Annotated in this window: 15 protein-coding genes; 8 read left to right on the top strand and 7 right to left on the bottom strand. The window is 31.2% G+C overall.

What is annotated here, in order from left to right; all coding sequences use genetic code 11:
- Positions 1-164 precede the first annotated feature (164 nt).
- Positions 165-2,405 carry a carboxy terminal-processing peptidase gene (locus tag B0A58_RS06265; RefSeq protein WP_089080326.1) on the bottom strand — a complete coding sequence of 747 codons (2,241 nt, stop codon included), beginning with the start codon at positions 2,403-2,405 and terminating at the stop codon, positions 165-167.
- 220 nt (positions 2,406-2,625) lie between these two features.
- Here B0A58_RS06265 and surE point away from each other — a divergent pair, with 220 nt between their 5' ends.
- The 8 genes from surE (at position 2,626) to B0A58_RS06225 (ending at position 9,241) form a co-directional block, all read left to right on the top strand.
- Positions 2,626-3,396, top strand: coding sequence for a 5'/3'-nucleotidase SurE (gene surE, locus B0A58_RS06260; RefSeq protein WP_089080325.1), 771 nt, complete (start codon positions 2,626-2,628; stop codon positions 3,394-3,396).
- A gap of 40 nt (positions 3,397-3,436) precedes the next feature.
- On the top strand, positions 3,437-3,709 hold the full coding sequence (locus tag B0A58_RS06255; protein ID WP_014084724.1) for a hypothetical protein: 273 nt from the start codon (positions 3,437-3,439) through the stop codon (positions 3,707-3,709).
- Between the two features lie 5 nt (positions 3,710-3,714).
- A complete protein-coding gene (gene lpxB, locus B0A58_RS06250) occupies positions 3,715-4,827 on the top strand; it encodes a lipid-A-disaccharide synthase (protein WP_089080324.1) in 1,113 nt (370 codons plus the stop codon).
- A 49-nt stretch (positions 4,828-4,876) separates the two neighbouring features.
- Positions 4,877-5,503 (top strand): C40 family peptidase, encoded by a 627-nt coding sequence (locus B0A58_RS16785; RefSeq protein ID WP_243389455.1) that lies wholly within the window; start codon positions 4,877-4,879, stop codon positions 5,501-5,503.
- Positions 5,504-5,746: 243 nt separating this feature from the next.
- Positions 5,747-6,493 carry an electron transfer flavoprotein subunit beta/FixA family protein gene (locus B0A58_RS06240; RefSeq protein ID WP_014084727.1) on the top strand — a complete coding sequence of 249 codons (747 nt, stop codon included), beginning with the start codon at positions 5,747-5,749 and terminating at the stop codon, positions 6,491-6,493.
- Positions 6,494-6,539: 46 nt separating this feature from the next.
- Entirely contained in the window at positions 6,540-7,505 is a 966-nt protein-coding gene (locus B0A58_RS06235; RefSeq protein ID WP_014084728.1) for an electron transfer flavoprotein subunit alpha/FixB family protein, read from the top strand.
- Between the two features lie 294 nt (positions 7,506-7,799).
- A complete protein-coding gene (locus B0A58_RS06230; protein ID WP_089080323.1) occupies positions 7,800-8,420 on the top strand; it encodes a bifunctional nuclease family protein in 621 nt (206 codons plus the stop codon).
- A complete protein-coding gene (locus B0A58_RS06225; protein WP_089080322.1) occupies positions 8,417-9,241 on the top strand; it encodes a thymidylate synthase in 825 nt (274 codons plus the stop codon). Before B0A58_RS06230 ends, B0A58_RS06225 begins: the two co-directional genes overlap by 4 nt.
- Before the next feature lie 14 nt (positions 9,242-9,255).
- Here the strand turns inward: B0A58_RS06225 and B0A58_RS06220 are convergent, their stop codons facing one another.
- The 6 genes from B0A58_RS06220 to B0A58_RS06195 all read right to left on the bottom strand — a co-directional run bounded on the left by B0A58_RS06220 (position 9,256) and on the right by B0A58_RS06195 (position 17,098).
- Positions 9,256-10,332, bottom strand: coding sequence for a glycosyltransferase family 4 protein (locus B0A58_RS06220; RefSeq protein ID WP_014084731.1), 1,077 nt, complete (start codon positions 10,330-10,332; stop codon positions 9,256-9,258).
- A gap of 6 nt (positions 10,333-10,338) precedes the next feature.
- On the bottom strand, positions 10,339-11,550 hold the full coding sequence (locus B0A58_RS06215) for a DUF1972 domain-containing protein (protein ID WP_089080321.1): 1,212 nt from the start codon (positions 11,548-11,550) through the stop codon (positions 10,339-10,341).
- Between the two features lie 175 nt (positions 11,551-11,725).
- Complete coding sequence (locus B0A58_RS06210) at positions 11,726-12,805, bottom strand: glycosyltransferase family 4 protein (RefSeq protein ID WP_089080320.1); 1,080 nt, start codon at positions 12,803-12,805, stop codon at positions 11,726-11,728.
- A 2-nt stretch (positions 12,806-12,807) separates the two neighbouring features.
- Complete coding sequence (locus tag B0A58_RS06205) at positions 12,808-14,028, bottom strand: glycosyltransferase family 4 protein (protein WP_089080319.1); 1,221 nt, start codon at positions 14,026-14,028, stop codon at positions 12,808-12,810.
- A gap of 5 nt (positions 14,029-14,033) precedes the next feature.
- Complete coding sequence (locus B0A58_RS06200; protein WP_243389454.1) at positions 14,034-14,690, bottom strand: acyltransferase; 657 nt, start codon at positions 14,688-14,690, stop codon at positions 14,034-14,036.
- A gap of 29 nt (positions 14,691-14,719) precedes the next feature.
- On the bottom strand, positions 14,720-17,098 hold the full coding sequence (locus B0A58_RS06195) for a nucleoside/nucleotide kinase family protein (RefSeq protein WP_089080317.1): 2,379 nt from the start codon (positions 17,096-17,098) through the stop codon (positions 14,720-14,722).
- Positions 17,099-17,125 lie beyond the last annotated feature (27 nt).

Genomic DNA, 17,125 nt, shown 5'->3' with positions numbered 1-17,125 from the left:
GTGCAAAGGTACAAATAAGATTGTGAATTTTTCAAATTTTTATCGCTTTTATTCTTTATGTTTTGTGTTTTTTGACAATAAGCTGTTTTTTATTCAATAAAAAACGTTCAAAAAACACTTGGCCTTTTGAACGTTTCATTTTTATATTAAATAAAATCAAGTAATTACATTTTTATAGATTTGCCATTAGGCATTTTTTTCAAAGGAGCTGTTTTGGGATTTTCTGTTTGTAAATCGTTCAAAACACTAATTGCTTCTTCTATATAAACATCTTTTGCAAGGTTTTCATGCCATCTTTTACGTTTTTCTCTTAATGCCTCATCATTTTTTAACAATGCTACTTCGTCTGGCAATGAATTGAAACGCATTTGATTGTTGTATTTTGATAATACTTTGTATTTTTTTGAAATGGCTTCAAGTTCTGATTGTTTTTTTCTAAAATCATCAATATTTAGGCTATAAACATATTCATTGCTTCGTTGTTCAACCCATTTGGCATTTTCTTCAATTAATTTGAGTTGGTTGTTTTGTTGCATTCTAATTTTGCTATTGGCAAGTGCTTTTTCAAATTGGGTGTGTTTGTCCCATTCTGTAAATTTGGCAGGTTCAATTTTGTCCCACGGCATAGCATTATCAATATCTCTTTCGCCCATTTTCAAATACATGTATCGGTCTGGCATGGCAACATCGCTACTTACTCCTTCCAATTGTGTGGAACCTCCATTGATTCTATAAAATTTTTGAGTGGTTGTTTTCAAAGCTCCTAAATCGCCTAAACTGTTTGTACGAACAAAATTATTCAAATCCACTACATTTTGAACGGTTCCTTTGCCATAGGTTTGTTTGCTACCAATAATAATACCACGTTTGTAATCTTGGATTGCAGCAGCCAAAATTTCGGAGGCCGAAGCTGAAAAACCATTTACCAAAACTACCAATGGGCCGTCCCACTCTATTTTATTGTCTCTATCATATAATACTTCTTGCTTTTTTCCAGCTGATTTTACTTGTACTATAGGCCCTTCAGTTATAAATAATCCTGCTATATCCACCACCGTTTTTAGGGATCCACCACCGTCGTCTCTAACATCAACTGCAATTCCATTTACTCCTGCGGCTTTCAATTTTTTTACTTCAATAGCCATATCTTTTCCAGCATCTCTGCCGTCTCTGTTTTCAAAATCAATGTAAAATTTTGGCAAGTAAATAATTCCAAATTTCAAACCGTTTTTTTCAACTATGGTCGATTTGGCATAGGTTTCTTCAATTTCTACAATATCTCTTACAATGGTAATCACTTTGATGGTGCCATCTACTTTTTTTACGGTCAATCGAACTTCCGTGCCTTTTGGGCCTTTTATTTTTTTGACAACGTCGTCCAATTTCATCCCAACAACTTCTACTGGTTGGGCATCGGCTTGAGCCACTTTTAGGACTACATCTCCTGCTTCGAGTTCTTTACCTTTCCAGGCCGGACCACCCGAAATGACTTCGGTAATTTCGGTAAAGTCATTTTTCTTTTGAAGTCTTGCTCCAATTCCTTCAAGTTTGCCGCTAATGCTGGTATCAAAACGGTCTTTGTCGTCTGGTGCAAAATAAGTAGTATGTGGGTCAAATCGTTCAGCAATACAATTTACAAAAAACGAAAACCACTCTTCTCTGTCTATATCTTTTACCAAATCGAAATATTCGTTCATCGATTTTAGGGCACTTTCACGAGTTTCTTTTTCAAGTTCGGCAAAAGTTTTTATTTTGTCATCTTCGGGTTTTACTTTTTTAGGTTGTACAGGAACATCCAATGAATCTTCCGATTTTTCTTCTTTAATGCCTTTGATTTTGTTTTCTTGAATTTTCAATCTATCGGATAACGAGGATAAGGTAGAAAGTTTTATTTGCTTTCTCCAACGTTCTTTTAGGTCTTTTATAGAGGATGCAAAGGCCATTTTTTCATAATCTGTATCAATTGTTTCGTTTACCGTATAATCGATAGGTTTTTCTAAAATAGCTTTATAATATGTACTGCTTTCGGCCATTCTTTTGATCAATCTGTCATAAGTGAGGTTGAAAAAAGATAAATCTTTATTTTTAATTTGATCATCTAATTGGGTTTCATATTTTGCAAATTCATCAATATCCGATTGTAAAAAAAATCTTTTTGATGGGTCTAGGGTGTTCAAATAACTTTTGTAAACTCCTTTTGAAAACGAATCGTCGATAGCTGCAGGGCTATAATGGCCACGTTCTATAACAAAAGTGAGCAGTTCTAAAAGTAATTTGTCTTTGTCTGTTTTAGGATCGACTGCTAGTAAACTTTTAGGATAATAACTCCAAAGTGCTACTGACAGCGTTAGAATTATTACAACTATTTTATAATTTCTTTTCATAAATTGAAATATTGTGTTCATTAATTTTTTAATACAAAAATACATTAATTTTATTGTTCATTTATTGTTGATATTATAATTTTTTGTTAAAGCTTAAAATGATTTCAAACAATAATAAATTTTATGAATCAAAAGTAGAATAAATTTCTTTATTTTGCTAAAATTTAGGACACGAAAAAAATAAATTTTAATAACCTAAATACCTAATATTATACTTAAAAAATAAATAAGGAAAAAAATCATGAAAGATAGACCTTTAATATTAGTAACCAACGACGATGGTATTTCGGCCAAAGGGATACAAACATTGGTAGCCGTAATGTCTGAAATTGGCGATGTTGTAGTAGTGGCACCAGACAAGCCACAAAGTGCCATGGGGCATGCTATTACCATCAATAACATGCTGTATTTGAACAAATTTGAACATAGTACACCCGATATAATACAATACAGTTGTTCTGGTACTCCCGTGGATTGTGTAAAAATTGCTATAAGCGAAATACTACCCAAAAAGCCTGATTTGTGCGTTTCTGGTATCAATCATGGATCAAATTCATCAATAAATATTATTTATTCTGGCACGATGAGTGCTGCAGTAGAAGCAGGTATTGAGGGTATTCCAGCCATTGGATTTTCATTTTTAGATTACAGTTGGGATGCCAATTTTGAGGAAACCCAACCTTTTGTAAAACAAATAGCTCAGGAAGTATTGAAAAATAAGCTACCTGAAGGAGTTGTTTTGAATGTTAATTTACCTAATTTAAAAGCAAATGAAATTAAAGGAATTAAAATTTGTAGGCAAGCCAAAGCCGTTTGGGAAGAAAAATTTGATAAACGAAAAAGTCCTTTTGGTAAAGATTATTATTGGTTATCTGGACAATTTGTAAACCACGACAAGGGCGAAGATACAGATGAATGGGCATTGGCACACGGATACATATCGATAGTTCCTGTTCAGTTTGATATGACGGCTCATTTTGCCATTCAACGTTTGAACGAATTTGACTTTTAGCTACTATTTTTATTTAAAACACATTCAAGACAAGCCATTTATGAATAGTAAAGAATTTTTTATTGGTATTTTATTAGGCATCATAGCCTCGTGTATAGGCAGTTACTTATTTATCACATTGGTTGTACAAACTGAATTTTGGACTGGTTTAGAGTACATGAAATCACAACATGCAATGGGCAAAATTATTACATTAGGTGCCGTTTTTAATTTGATAGTATTTGGAATTTTATTAAAATTTGATAAAGAAATAATGGCAAGAGGTGTTGTGTTGGCAACTATTTTATTATCAATAATCACTTTATTTATATAAAAAAAATGAAATATTATATTATAGCAGGTGAGGCTTCTGGCGATTTACATGGGGCAAATTTAATGAAAGCCCTGATTCAAAAAGACAAGCAAGCAGACATTAGATTTTGGGGTGGAGATTTGATGCAACAAGCTGGAGGAACATTAGTCAAACATTACAAAACATTAGCCTTTATGGGCTTTGTAGAGGTGTTGATGAACCTGAAAACCATTTTAAACAACATTAGATTTTGTAAAAAAGACATCAAGGAATTTAACCCCGATGTGATTATTTTTATAGATTATCCGGGTTTTAATATGCGAATTGCACAATGGGCTAAAACGCAGCACATTAAAACACATTATTATATTTCGCCACAAATTTGGGCCTGGAAAGAAAGTAGGATAAAAGCTATTAAACGAGATTTTGACCAATTGTATGTAATATTGCCATTTGAGAAAGATTTTTATGAAAAAAAACATCATTTTCCAGTTGCATTTGTTGGGCATCCATTGATTGATGCGATTCAAAATATTGAAAAAATAAGTAGAGCAACATTTTTAGCAACACACCATTTAGATGACAAACCCATCATTGCGTTATTGCCTGGAAGCAGAAAACAAGAAATCAGCAAAATGCTGCAAGTGATGCTGTCTGTTGCCAAATATTATCCTGATTATCAATTTGTTATAGCAGGAGCACCAAGTCAAGATTATGAATTTTATAAACCTTTTTTAGAAAATAATACCATTAAATTTATTTCCAATAAAACATACGATTTGCTGTCCCATGCCGATGCAGCGCTTGTAACATCTGGAACGGCCACACTTGAAACGGCATTATTTAAAGTACCCGAAGTGGTTTGCTACAAAGGCAGTTGGATTTCGTATCAAATTGCCAAAAGGATCATTACTTTGAAATACATTTCGTTAGTCAATTTGATAATGGATCAAGAAATAGTTGTGGAATTGATACAAGAAGCCTGTACCACAGAAAATATTAAAAAAGCACTAGACCAGCTGTTTGAAACCAATAAAAGAGACCAATTGTTAAAGAATTATGAGGCATTAGAAACAAAACTTGGCGGGCCAGGAGCCAGCGAAAAAACAGCCCAACTTATTTTTAACGCTTTGAATTAATTGCATTTGAGAAATTAAAATATTAAATTCGCCAATTAAATAATACATTTTGAAAAAAATAACACTCACCCTCCTATCGATAAGCATTTTATCTTGTAATACGACTAAAAATATAGTTTATTACAAGAAAAAAGACAGCGTACAAGCTTTGCCCAAAAATACCGATTTAGCAAATAACACCAAGGTTACCAAAAAATCTGTTGGCTATCAATTAGCTGATGATTATTATCCAGATGAATTTTCGACTGAATCAAAATCATCAACATTTGATGGTATGGTGGTTCATAACGATAAAATAATTATGGATGTTGTAGAGCAAGCCAAACAAAATATAGGAAGCAACTACAGAACTGGTGGCACAACAAAAAGTGGTTTTGATTGTTCGGGATTGATGTATGCTACCTTTAAATCATTTGGTATAACCTTGCCTAGAACATCAAATGAGCAATCCAGAATTGGTATAAAAATTGCACCAAAGGATGCACAAATTGGTGATTTGATTTTTTTTAGAACCAATGGACGTGGAAGAATCAATCACGTGGGTTTGATTACAGAAATAACAGAAGACGAAATTAAATTCATACATTCTTCTATTCAAAGAGGTGTCATCATATCATCTACCAAGGAAACTTATTATAAGAATGATTTTGCAGTTATTAAACGTATTTTTGATTAATTATAATTAGTTTTTACCCATATCTACTTTTTGCAATAAAAATAAATTGTAATTAAAACAATTAATAATGCAATAATTAACAATTAAACACATATAAAAAAATTGAAAAACAACAGATAAATGTACAAAATTATAGTTAAATTGAAGTTGTAAAAAAATTTTAAAAAAAAATATTATGCTTGCATAGTATTTTAAAAAAATTGTGTAATTTTGTAAAACCTAAACAAGTAATAATAAAAAAATATGAATATATTAGTTTGCATCAGCCATGTGCCTGATACTACCTCAAAAATTAATTTTAAGGACAATGATACTGCATTTGACACCAATGGAGTGCAATTTGTAATGAATCCAAATGATGAATTTGGTTTAACCAGAGCCATTTGGTTTCAAGAACAACAAGGAGCCCATATTACGGTATTGAATGTAGGCGAATCGGACTCAGAACCTACCTTGAGAAAAGCCTTGGCTATTGGAGCCAACGAAGCCATTAGGGTAAACGCACTGCCAACAGATGGTTATTTTGTAGCACAACAAATTGCAGCTGTTGTAAAAAATGGTCAATATGATTTAATCATAGCTGGGAAAGAATCATTAGATTATAATGGCGGTATGGTACCTGGAATGGTAGCGGGATTACTAAACTATCAGTTTGTCAATTCGTGTGTATCACTTCAAGTGGAAGGAACTGCTGTAACCGCTGCTAGAGAAATAGACGGCGGTAAAGAAATTTTATCTACTAACTTGCCATTAGTAATTGGCGGCCAAAAAGGGTTAGTTGAAGAAAAAGATTTGAAAATACCAAATATGAGAGGTATTATGAATGCCCGAACAAAAACACTAACCGTTGTAGAACCTATAACAATTGATCAAGCAACCAACGCAGTAAGATTTGAAAAACCTGCTGCCAAATCGGCTGTTAAAATAATTCCAGCAGACCAATTAGATCAATTGATTGCCTTATTGCACAATGAAGCAAAAGTGATATAACTTGTAGTACAAAAACATTTACCCCACCCCTCAAAAAACAAAACTTATGTCAATCTTAATATTTGCAGAATCAACAGACGGAAAATTAAAAAAAGTGGCCTTTGAATTGGCCTCTTATGCAAAAAAACTTTCCGAAACATTAAATACAACAGTAACAGCATTGAGTATCAATGCAACAAACAGCAGCGACCTTGGCTTATATGGTGTATCAAAAGTACTAAAAGTAAATGATGCATCCTTGCAACAATTTTCGGCAAAAGCCTATGCAGACGTCATCCAGCAAGCAGCCATCAAAGAATCGGCTACAATACTATTGGTTTCATCAACAACAGATAGTTTGTATTTGGCCCCATTATTAAGCATTGGATTGCAAGCAGGTTTTGCATCTAACGTGGTAGCATTGCCCGAAAGTACGAACCCGTTTTTGGTAAAACGAAATGCTTTTTCAAATAAAGCCTTTCAAATAACAGAAATAAATACAGAAGTTAAAATATTATCTATTGCTAAAAACTCATTTGGAATTATAGAAAACAACGTAACTATAAATGAAGAAGATTTTAATCCAAACGTTTCGGACTTGGATTTTGGAGTAAAAGTGAGCAGTATAGAAAAAGCAACTGGCAAAGTTACGATTGCCGATGCAGACGTTGTAGTATCGGGCGGACGAGGCTTGAAAGGACCAGAAAATTGGGGCATGATTGAATCGTTGGCACAAGTTTTAGGAGCGGCAACCGCTTGTTCAAAACCTGTTTCAGATTTAGGTTGGAGGCCACATAGTGAGCACGTTGGTCAAACAGGAAAACCCGTGGCAACAAATTTATACATTGCAATAGGAATATCTGGAGCCATTCAACATATTGCGGGTATCAACTCCTCAAAAGTGAAACTTGTTATCAATACCGATGCCGAGGCACCCTTTTTTAAAGTGGCAGACTATGGCGTTGTGGGAGATGCCTTTGAAATAGTGCCGCAATTGATTGAAAAATTAAAAGCATTTAAAGCCAATCATTAATAAGAAAATATCAATCGTATATTAGTATCAAATAAATCATAAAAAAAATACTATTTTATTTAATATTTTACATAATAAATTAATATACAACATATAAAATCAATAAAATTTTATATAAAAATGAAAACGAGCCATAATTATGACTCGTTTTTTTATTTGACAGTAGCTCAAATAAATATGTATTTTGATATGAAAATTTAGAAAAAATGAAAAAAAGAGTTTAAATTTGCATTTTAATTTTTGTCAAAAAAAATTGTATTAAAACTACGATACTATCGTTATAACTATTTACAAATGAGTTTAGTAAAACTAACCATAAAAGGAATATCATACAGTCAAACCCAAAATGATGCTTATGCACTTATTTTGAATGAAGTAGATGGAGAACGAAAATTGCCCATCATTATTGGAGCTTTTGAGGCACAATCAATTGCTATTGCATTAGAAAAAGAGATAAAACCTCCCAGACCTTTAACACACGATTTGTTTAAAAATTTTGCAGATCGGTTTGATATTCAAGTCAAGCAAGTCATAATTCATAAACTGGTTGATGGTGTGTTTTTTTCGAGTATTATTTGCGAACGCGATAAAATAGAAGAAATTATAGATGCCAGAACTTCAGACGCTATTGCCCTTGCCATACGTTTTCAAGCGCCAATATTTACCTACAAAAACATCTTGGATAAAGCAGGTATTTATTTGTCTTCAAATGCGATAGAATCTGAAAAAGAAGACGAAATATTGACCCCTCTCGAAAGTTATGAAGATGAATCTGAACCCAATATGCTTAATAGTATTTATTCAAATCATAATTTATCAGAATTAAATGCGTTATTAGACGCTGCAGTAGCAGAAGAAGATTATGAGAAAGCAGCCAAATTGAGAGATGAAATTTCAAAAAGATCCACACTATGAAACCATATCATGATTTAGTACAGCATATATTTGAAAATGGTGTTCAAAAAGGCGATCGTACAGGCACAGGCACTAAAAGTGTCTTTGGTTATCAAATGCGATTTGATTTGAATGAAGGATTTCCATTATTAACCACAAAAAAAATTCATTTAAAATCAGTTATTTACGAATTACTTTGGTTTTTAAAAGGAGACTCAAACATTCATTACCTACAAGAAAATGGAGTAAAAATATGGGACGAATGGGCAGATGAGCATGGAAATTTAGGGCCAGTGTATGGACATCAGTGGCGAAATTGGAATTCGGAAGAGATAGATCAAATAGCTGAAATTATCGAAGATTTGAAACACAATCCCAATAGTAGAAGAATGTTAGTCTCTGCATGGAACCCCTCGGTTTTGCCAGATACCAGAAAAACTTTTTCGGAAAATGTTGCACAAGGAAAGGTTGCCTTGCCTCCTTGTCATGCATTATTTCAATTTTATGTAGCAAACGGACAATTATCGTGTCAATTGTATCAACGCAGTGCCGATGTATTTTTAGGAGTGCCCTTCAATATTGCATCCTATTCGTTATTGACTATGATGATGGCACAAGTTTGTGGTTTGAAAATAGGAGAATTTATTCATACTTTTGGCGATGTACATATTTATAATAATCATTTTGAGCAACTCGAACTTCAGTTGAGCAGAACACCAAAAGCGTTGCCAAAAATGGTTTTAAACCCAAATGTTACCTCACTATTTGATTTTCAATATGAAGATTTTACATTAGAAGGATACGATCCTGAACCCCATATTAAAGGAGCTGTTGCCATATAGCAACAGCTTTTTTTTTAATTGTCTTCTAATTTTTTTAATTTATCTTTCCATTCATACATTTTATTTATCATTAATAAAATTTTGATGATAAACCAAAAAGTAGCCATAATGGCTAAAATTACAATAGATGTAGATTGATAAGTAATTAATCCGAAACCAATAAAAAATAAAACCATACTAAAAGCTACAACAAAAATAGATACTTTTTTGTGTGTAAGTCCCGCTCTCAATAATAAATGATGCAAATGAGACTTGTCTGGGCTAAAAGGGGATTTACCATTTTTGATACGGCCCATATAAACCCTTAATGAATCTAAAACAGGAATTGAAAAAAACACAACCAATAGTAAAAAGCCATAAGCAAAACTGTTGTCTTTCATAATTTCTTTTTCCATAAATTTAATTCCCATTGTAACCAAAACAAAACCTAGAAATAAAGAGCCCGAATCGCCCATAAATATCTTGTTTTTTGATAAATTAAATCTTAAAAATCCAACAATAGCACCAATAAAAATAATACTAATTTTACCTAAAAAATAATCATTAAAAAATATTGACGCTAATAAAAACATGGTAAATCCTAGTAATGATAGTCCACCAACTAAACCATCTACACCGTCCATCAAATTAAAAGCATTAACAACCCCAGTAATCACAATTATCGTAAGTATATACTGTATATAAATATTAATTTCATAAATACCAAATAAACCAAACATCGACGAAATTCTAACTCCAGAAAGGGCAACAATAAAAGATAAAAGCAATTGAATGATCAATTTGTATTTTGCATTGACATCATTTTTGTCATCAATAACACCTACAATTAATATAGTGATGGCCGAAATAATAATAGTAACATATTCTTTGAGCAACGGAAAGCGTTGTCCGGAAACCAATATTACAATAATTACCGCCGTAGCAATAGAAATTCCGCCAATAAGAGGAACAGGCTTTGTGTGTACTTTTCGATAATTTGGTTTATCGACAAGGCCAATAATAATAGCTATTTTTCTTATAATTGGAATAAAAATTAAGGTTAAAAACAATGACAATACACAAAAAATAAAATATTCTACAGGAGTTTTCATGGTTTTCTATCTTTTTTGATGAAACAATTCGTTATTTTTTAAATGCGATAAATTCAAATCATCTAAAAAGGTATCATCTAATTTATCAACTTCGGCATAAATACTGGTTTTTCTTTTCATAATAAGAGATTCCTTAATAAGCATATCATACTGACCCGCAATTACTTGCCACAAATACCTACTGTTTGCAATATTTTTCATAGATTGTCTGTTTTTTTGAATGTCCACTATAGAAATAGTATTTAGGATTGTAACCAATTGGGTAATATTTCTAAAATAAACTGCTTTATTTTCAGTCGTTGTAATATTATAAGACACTTTAAATGCAATTACAGGAAGGCCTAAATACATGGCTTCTACCAATGAAGGGTTTGTACCTCCCGCAGAATGACCATGTATGTATAAATTGGCATTGCTCCTTATTAAATCGATTTCACGTTGCTCATATATTGGATCCAGCATAATAATATTAGGAGTATTGGCATATTGTAATTTTAACGACTTTCCGTATTCGCTATTTTGCCAATTACCAACCAATACAATCTTTTTAACCCCTTGTTTTTCAAAGGCTTCTAATACCACATGAACATTATTTTCAGGTTCAATCCTACATACTTTTACGGCATATCCTTCTCGAAGAAATGGATATTTTATAAAATCTGCTTCATTGGCTTGTACTTCTAACGTATGATCTGCACCATAAGCAATTACTTTACTTAAAGTTTCATATCTAAGTGCCGTATAATCTTGAATAGATTCATTATCAGAAATATCGATATGTGAATATTTTACGGCTACACTTTCTGCCCACCAAAGATACAGTTTGGCCAATAAAGGCCATTTTTCTCTTTTCCATTCAATACCATCAATAGATATGATAATTTTTTTATTTGTGAAATATTTTACAAAAGGTAAAATCCAAGCGCCAGCAACGCCCAGTATAAGTAAAACATCGCTATTAAAAACAGCATGAATAATCGAAATCGTATCGTATGGAATACTCTGTACCCCGTTTGCTTGAAGCGGAATGAATTTTAGTTGGGCTCCATTATACGTATTTTGGCGTTCGGATTTGGCATATTTTTTCCCAGAACAATACACCGTAAAATCATATTTCAATGATAATTGATCTATCAAATGCGTTGCCAACGTTTCAAAACCGCCATATTTTGCTGGTAAACCAACAGTGCCAATAATAGCTACTTTAATTTTTTTCATAAATGTAAAATTTATTTGTTAAAGGTCATATATATTATCACCTTTTATATATTAATGTTTGGTTGCCACAAATTTACTTAATATCAAATTCTTATATTATTTTTTCAATTATTCTTATGTAATTAAAACTCATTTACATTTATATCATGTAAAATAACTTTCATTTACAAATAATTTAAGATCTATTTATCAAAATTTTCATTGATTCTTTTTCAAAATTTTCTTCACTAAATGTTAAGCTTTTCTGATAAGCTGCACGGCTTAAATCAAAATACAACACATTATTTGACAAAATTTTATTTATTTTTTCAATAATTTCATCGGTATTTTTACTATCTATTAAATAACCGTTCATTCCATCATCCACTAATTCCGTAACACCACCAATTGGTGGAACAATTGTTGGCAAGGCATAAGCCATAGCTTCCAAAATAGTCAATCCAAATGTTTCTACCCAGAGCTTAGTATCGGATAAATTCAAAACCAAACTCGCATTGTTATATAAAGGATGTAACACTTTTTGAGTAGCATAAATTTTAAGATTTTTTGGTAAATTTTTATTCATAAAATAGCGATCAATCTCAGCTTGAGAAGCATTTACTACCAATTGAAAGTGAAATTTATGCAATTGTTGGGCCAAATATACAAAAACATCTACACCTTTATAAGCTTTCAAAGAACAAATCATCAACACATTTTTTTGTTTTTTTTCTTCTCTACTTTTCCTATTTTCAGCTAGTTGAACAAAATCGTTTTCTAAAACATTGTGTAAAATATGATGTTTTACGGCTAATGGTTCTTGCTTTGCCAAAAAATGTGATACATATACTACTTCTGTTGCTGTTAATTGTACGATACCAAATAAGAATTTTTTTAAAATTTGAGGTTTCATCGAAGTTTCATGTATATGATATATTACCTTACATCCTTTTAATTTCCCAGCAAAACCTGCGGCAAAAGGTAAAACAGTATTGACATAAACTACATCTGATTTTTCTAAAAAAAACAATAATTTAAAAAAAAGAAGGAATTGGCTAAAAAATAAGGAGAAAAATCGTAGTATAACATTACTATAAAACTGATACCAAAAATAATGATATGTGATTTTTTTTTGTCCTGACAAAAAACCTTCTCGCCCAAAAGCAGTAAATAAATGAACATTTATTTTATTTTTTTGCCAAATGTTTAACAATTGTTTCAAAACTTTTGGACTACCACTATAATCATTTAATAAATGGATGGCAATAATTCTCATAATTAACAAATATTTTGATAGGTTTGTTGTAAAATTTCTCCTTTTTTATCCCAAGTTAAGTTGTCTAAATAATGAGCTCTGGCTGCCTTACTCATTTGGTTCCTTAACGAATTATCAAAATACAATTGTTGTATGGCATTAGACAAGCCATTAACAGTTCCTTGATATGTAGTCATTGGAATTTTAAAACCACATTGATTCGATATCAGTTCACCCGGACCGTCGTTGTCCAAACACACAACAGGCAAGCCAAAAGACAAGGCTTCGGCTACTACCATTCCCGCTCCTTCGTGTGAAGGAAATAAAAAAATAGCTGATTTTTCATACAATTTCATGAGTTTAACACGATCAATCCATTCAATTATTTGAACATAATCCGTTAGTTCATAAGATTTTACCATTTTTTCCAATGTTGCTTTTTCAGGTCCTGACCCTATGAGAGTCAAGCTACAATTTGAAAGCTGGTCCTTTGATATCGAACGAACAAAGTCGTTAAAAGCATTGATTGTCAAATCAAACCCTTTTAATGGCACAAACCTCCCTACACTTATGATATTAAAATTTTCATTAATAAGGTTGTCTTTATAAAAATCTTCTGTAGCTACGGATGGCATTATAGAAAAAATATTTGAAGGTAAATTCAAAACTTTTGAACTACTAGAATTCATACAAAAAATATGATTCGCTTTTGAAATGGAAGTTTTTAAATTTAAAGAAACATTCCAAAACATTTGCTTGATAAACCAAGTGGCATACTCTTTAATTTTGTAAGTAAATTTATATTTTGATAAATATTGATTAGGGATTTTAGAGTGGTGCCCAATTGGCCCCCAAACAAAAGGTTTATTCAATTTCCATAAAAAACTAGGTGTCCAATCATTATGAAAATTGACGTTGTGAACTATATCATAATTAAGATTTTTTTTATTAATAAAGTTAATTATTCCATATTGCCACATATAATAATACAACATGGCACCCCTACTCCCTTTTTTCCAAAACCGCATCCAATAAGGCCTATCAAAATACAAAAATGATATATTTTGATAATTAGGATTAGGATTTTCGAGCATGAAGGTATCAATTGCCGGTTGATTATTAGCTCGAGTAATAGCTATAACCTTTTGATAACGAGCAATTTGACAAATAAAATTCCACCCCATTCCATCTTCAGAACCTTTATAAGGGTTTATAGCGTAACAAGTTGCTAATATTGTTTTCATATTATCTATCGGGTTTTTAATAATTTTGCAGGCACACCACCAATGATAGCACGATCTCCAAAAGATTTTGTTACTACACTACCTGAGGCAATTACACAACCATGTCCAATACTAACACCATCCAGAATAGTAACTTTACTTCCTATCCAACAATCATTGCCAATGTCTATACCTTTTCTAGTAACTCCTTGATTTCTAATAGGTTGATTTACATCTGTAAATACATGATTTTCTGGATGACAACTAAAATATTGCCCAACAATACAATCATTACCAATGGTTAAACCTCCTGCACCACCCAAATAGGCAAACTCCCCAATGCCAACATTGTTGCCAATTTTGATATAGGTTCCTAATTGATTCAAAGATGTTGAAATAACAATACGACTAAAGGCTCCAATCCCTACATTGTTACCCAACTGAATCCCATCTAATCCTAAGGCTGAAAGTTGAACATGTGACCCCAATTTTAAGAATTTTCCCCATTTTATTTGGCTAATATTAAAAAAAGTAACAGATGTACCCAACATCATGCCTTTTGGGTTTCTTAAAAAAAACAAAACTTTTAAGCCACGGCATAAATTGCAAAATTGCACCCCAATAAAATGCAATAATGTAGTACTATTCAAATTTTGATCAAATTCAAAATTGGGATTTCTCAATTGAATTATTTTTTGCAGGATCGTTTTCATTATGATTTTAAAATTACAGTTTTCATAATTCTGTTTAAAGTTTCATCTAAATCGACATTATTTATGGGCATATAAATATTTTTATCTGAACTTTCTTGCAATCTATCAAATAATTTAGTGTATTCAAATGTCAATTCTGTTATTGTTTTAGCATCTAATTCTTTCTTTCTACTTAAAATTACTTGTGCATCAGCATAAAGAAAGAAATTAAATTTTGGTTTCAATACAAAAGCATAACCCAATAGTGTAATACTTTTTGGTAAAACAATATTACTTCTTTTACTATCGTTGATGAAATCGAAATAATATCTATCATAAATTACTACATAACCTTTTAAAATATACTTAAAATAGATAAAAAATTGCCCGAAAACATAATCCATATAATAATACATAAACCTAAAAAGGGAAGACATAAAACTAACATTTTTCCCTTGTCTTGGTAGATTTTGGATAGTGTCTAGGTGTGCTTGCTCTTTTCCTTTAGTCCAAACACTTAATATAGGCAAAACAGAAGGTCTGTGCCTTAAAACGATTACTTTTTTACGAAGTTGTTTTTCAACACTGTATTTTATTTTGTCAATAACCGTCGTTTTTCCGGCTCCATCTACCCCACTAAAAGTTATCAAAAATCCTCTATTATTAATAATATTAATTAGTGTATCTATGTAGTAATTTATTGTATTAACAATATTAAACGGAAATTTATTTTTTATATCCAACCGAACATAATTCAATAATATGTTTCTATTTTCTTTTGTGTTTTTTAAATATTTATTTATAGTTAAATCCAATGGATGAGTAGAATTTCTAGTAATAGATATTACTTTTGAAAATTTATCTGGTATAGCTGCATGATTCAATGTATAAAATAGGGCAATATATCTTGCTGTATCTTTTTCTGAAGCCATTTTTACAGCATATTCATTGATATAACTATTTCTCAATAATTGTTTGACATTCAAATATTCTATATTTTTTCGCTTCATTTTCCAAATGGCATCAATTGAAAGCATACTACCATCTTCCATAAATAGCTGGATGGTATTCATAAAAGATCTTTTATTTTCAGAAAATTTATAAACTAATGAATGATTTTTAAAAAAATTTGTTAGTTTTTCATTCAATTCCTCCTTTATAATAATATCTATATCCGAATTTACATCCAATTTTTCTGGATAAGCATAGTCAAATTTCAAGGTGGCATACTCTTCTTTTTGCAAAAAATCAAAGAAATCCATGATAAGTAATTCTCTTAAAGTATTTTTCTTGGTCATAAATATATTCAGAGCCTCGTCCCAAATTTTTAACAACCAATCAATTTGTGGGTGCCATTTGAGTTGTTGCGAATATATAACAAGATAATTCATACAATTAATTAATAAATACCATTTTAAATACGAATGTAATGTATTAAAATCGTCATTGAATAGTTGTTTCCCAAAATCATTTTTACAATTTTTAAGAATATCGTTATAAATTTCATTCCATGTTTTGCGTTCCATTAAAATTCCTTGTTGAAAATGGTAATGAAAATAATCAAATCCTATGGGCATGTCTGAGTTTGCCAGTTCCCAATCGTATAATGCCAATTTATTTTTGCCTTCAAACATATTCCACTGCGTAAAATCACCATGAGCCAATGATATAGAAAGGGTTTCTTCGGGTTTGATATCCTCTATAATCGATTTCAATTTTCTTAATAAATTTTTTGGAATCCTGCTGTCATCAATTTGCAGAAATTTTGATTTTAAGGTATTAAAAACGTATAAATATTCTGTTTTGATGATTTTGTTGTCCATCAAATTCATTTCGGCTAAAGCAAAAAGATGAGTAGAACCAAAGTTTGTACTCCGAACATCGTTTGATGAAATATCTGACAAACAAATAACATCTGTACTTTTATCTACAACATTTGGAGTGTAAAACAAACTAGTATTATTTTGGATTTTATTCAGAATTTTAGCTTCATTTATAATTAATTGTGTAGCAGATTCTGTAGTAGCTACTTTATAAAAAAGCTGATCCAAATATAATATGGCCTTATTATTTGGGCCTACAGTGCCTGTAAAAAGTGCCCACGATTTAGTACAATCGATCATTGGGGATTGTGCATCAAAATAATATTCTTTCGATTTAAAAATAAATCGCTGTAATTTTAAATAAAAAATGGTCCTTATGAATTCTGCAATAAACTGAGCCCTTTTGCTCCCTACGTTATAAAATTTTAAGAATAAAGGGGTACTACAATTGGCATTCCAAATCCATCTAGGTGTGCCATTTGGATTATTAATATACAATATTCTTACAGCAATATCTGATTTTTTGCTGCGTTTACTAAAGACATGATAACCCAATTTTTTAAAAATAATTTTCATTTTTTTATATTTTAAAATTATTAATCT

Source organism: Flavobacterium branchiophilum NBRC 15030 = ATCC 35035 (genome assembly GCF_002217205.1).
In the GTDB taxonomy this organism is placed as follows: Bacteria; Bacteroidota; Bacteroidia; order Flavobacteriales; family Flavobacteriaceae; genus Flavobacterium; species Flavobacterium branchiophilum.
This window is presented reverse-complemented; position numbering and strand designations above follow the sequence as displayed.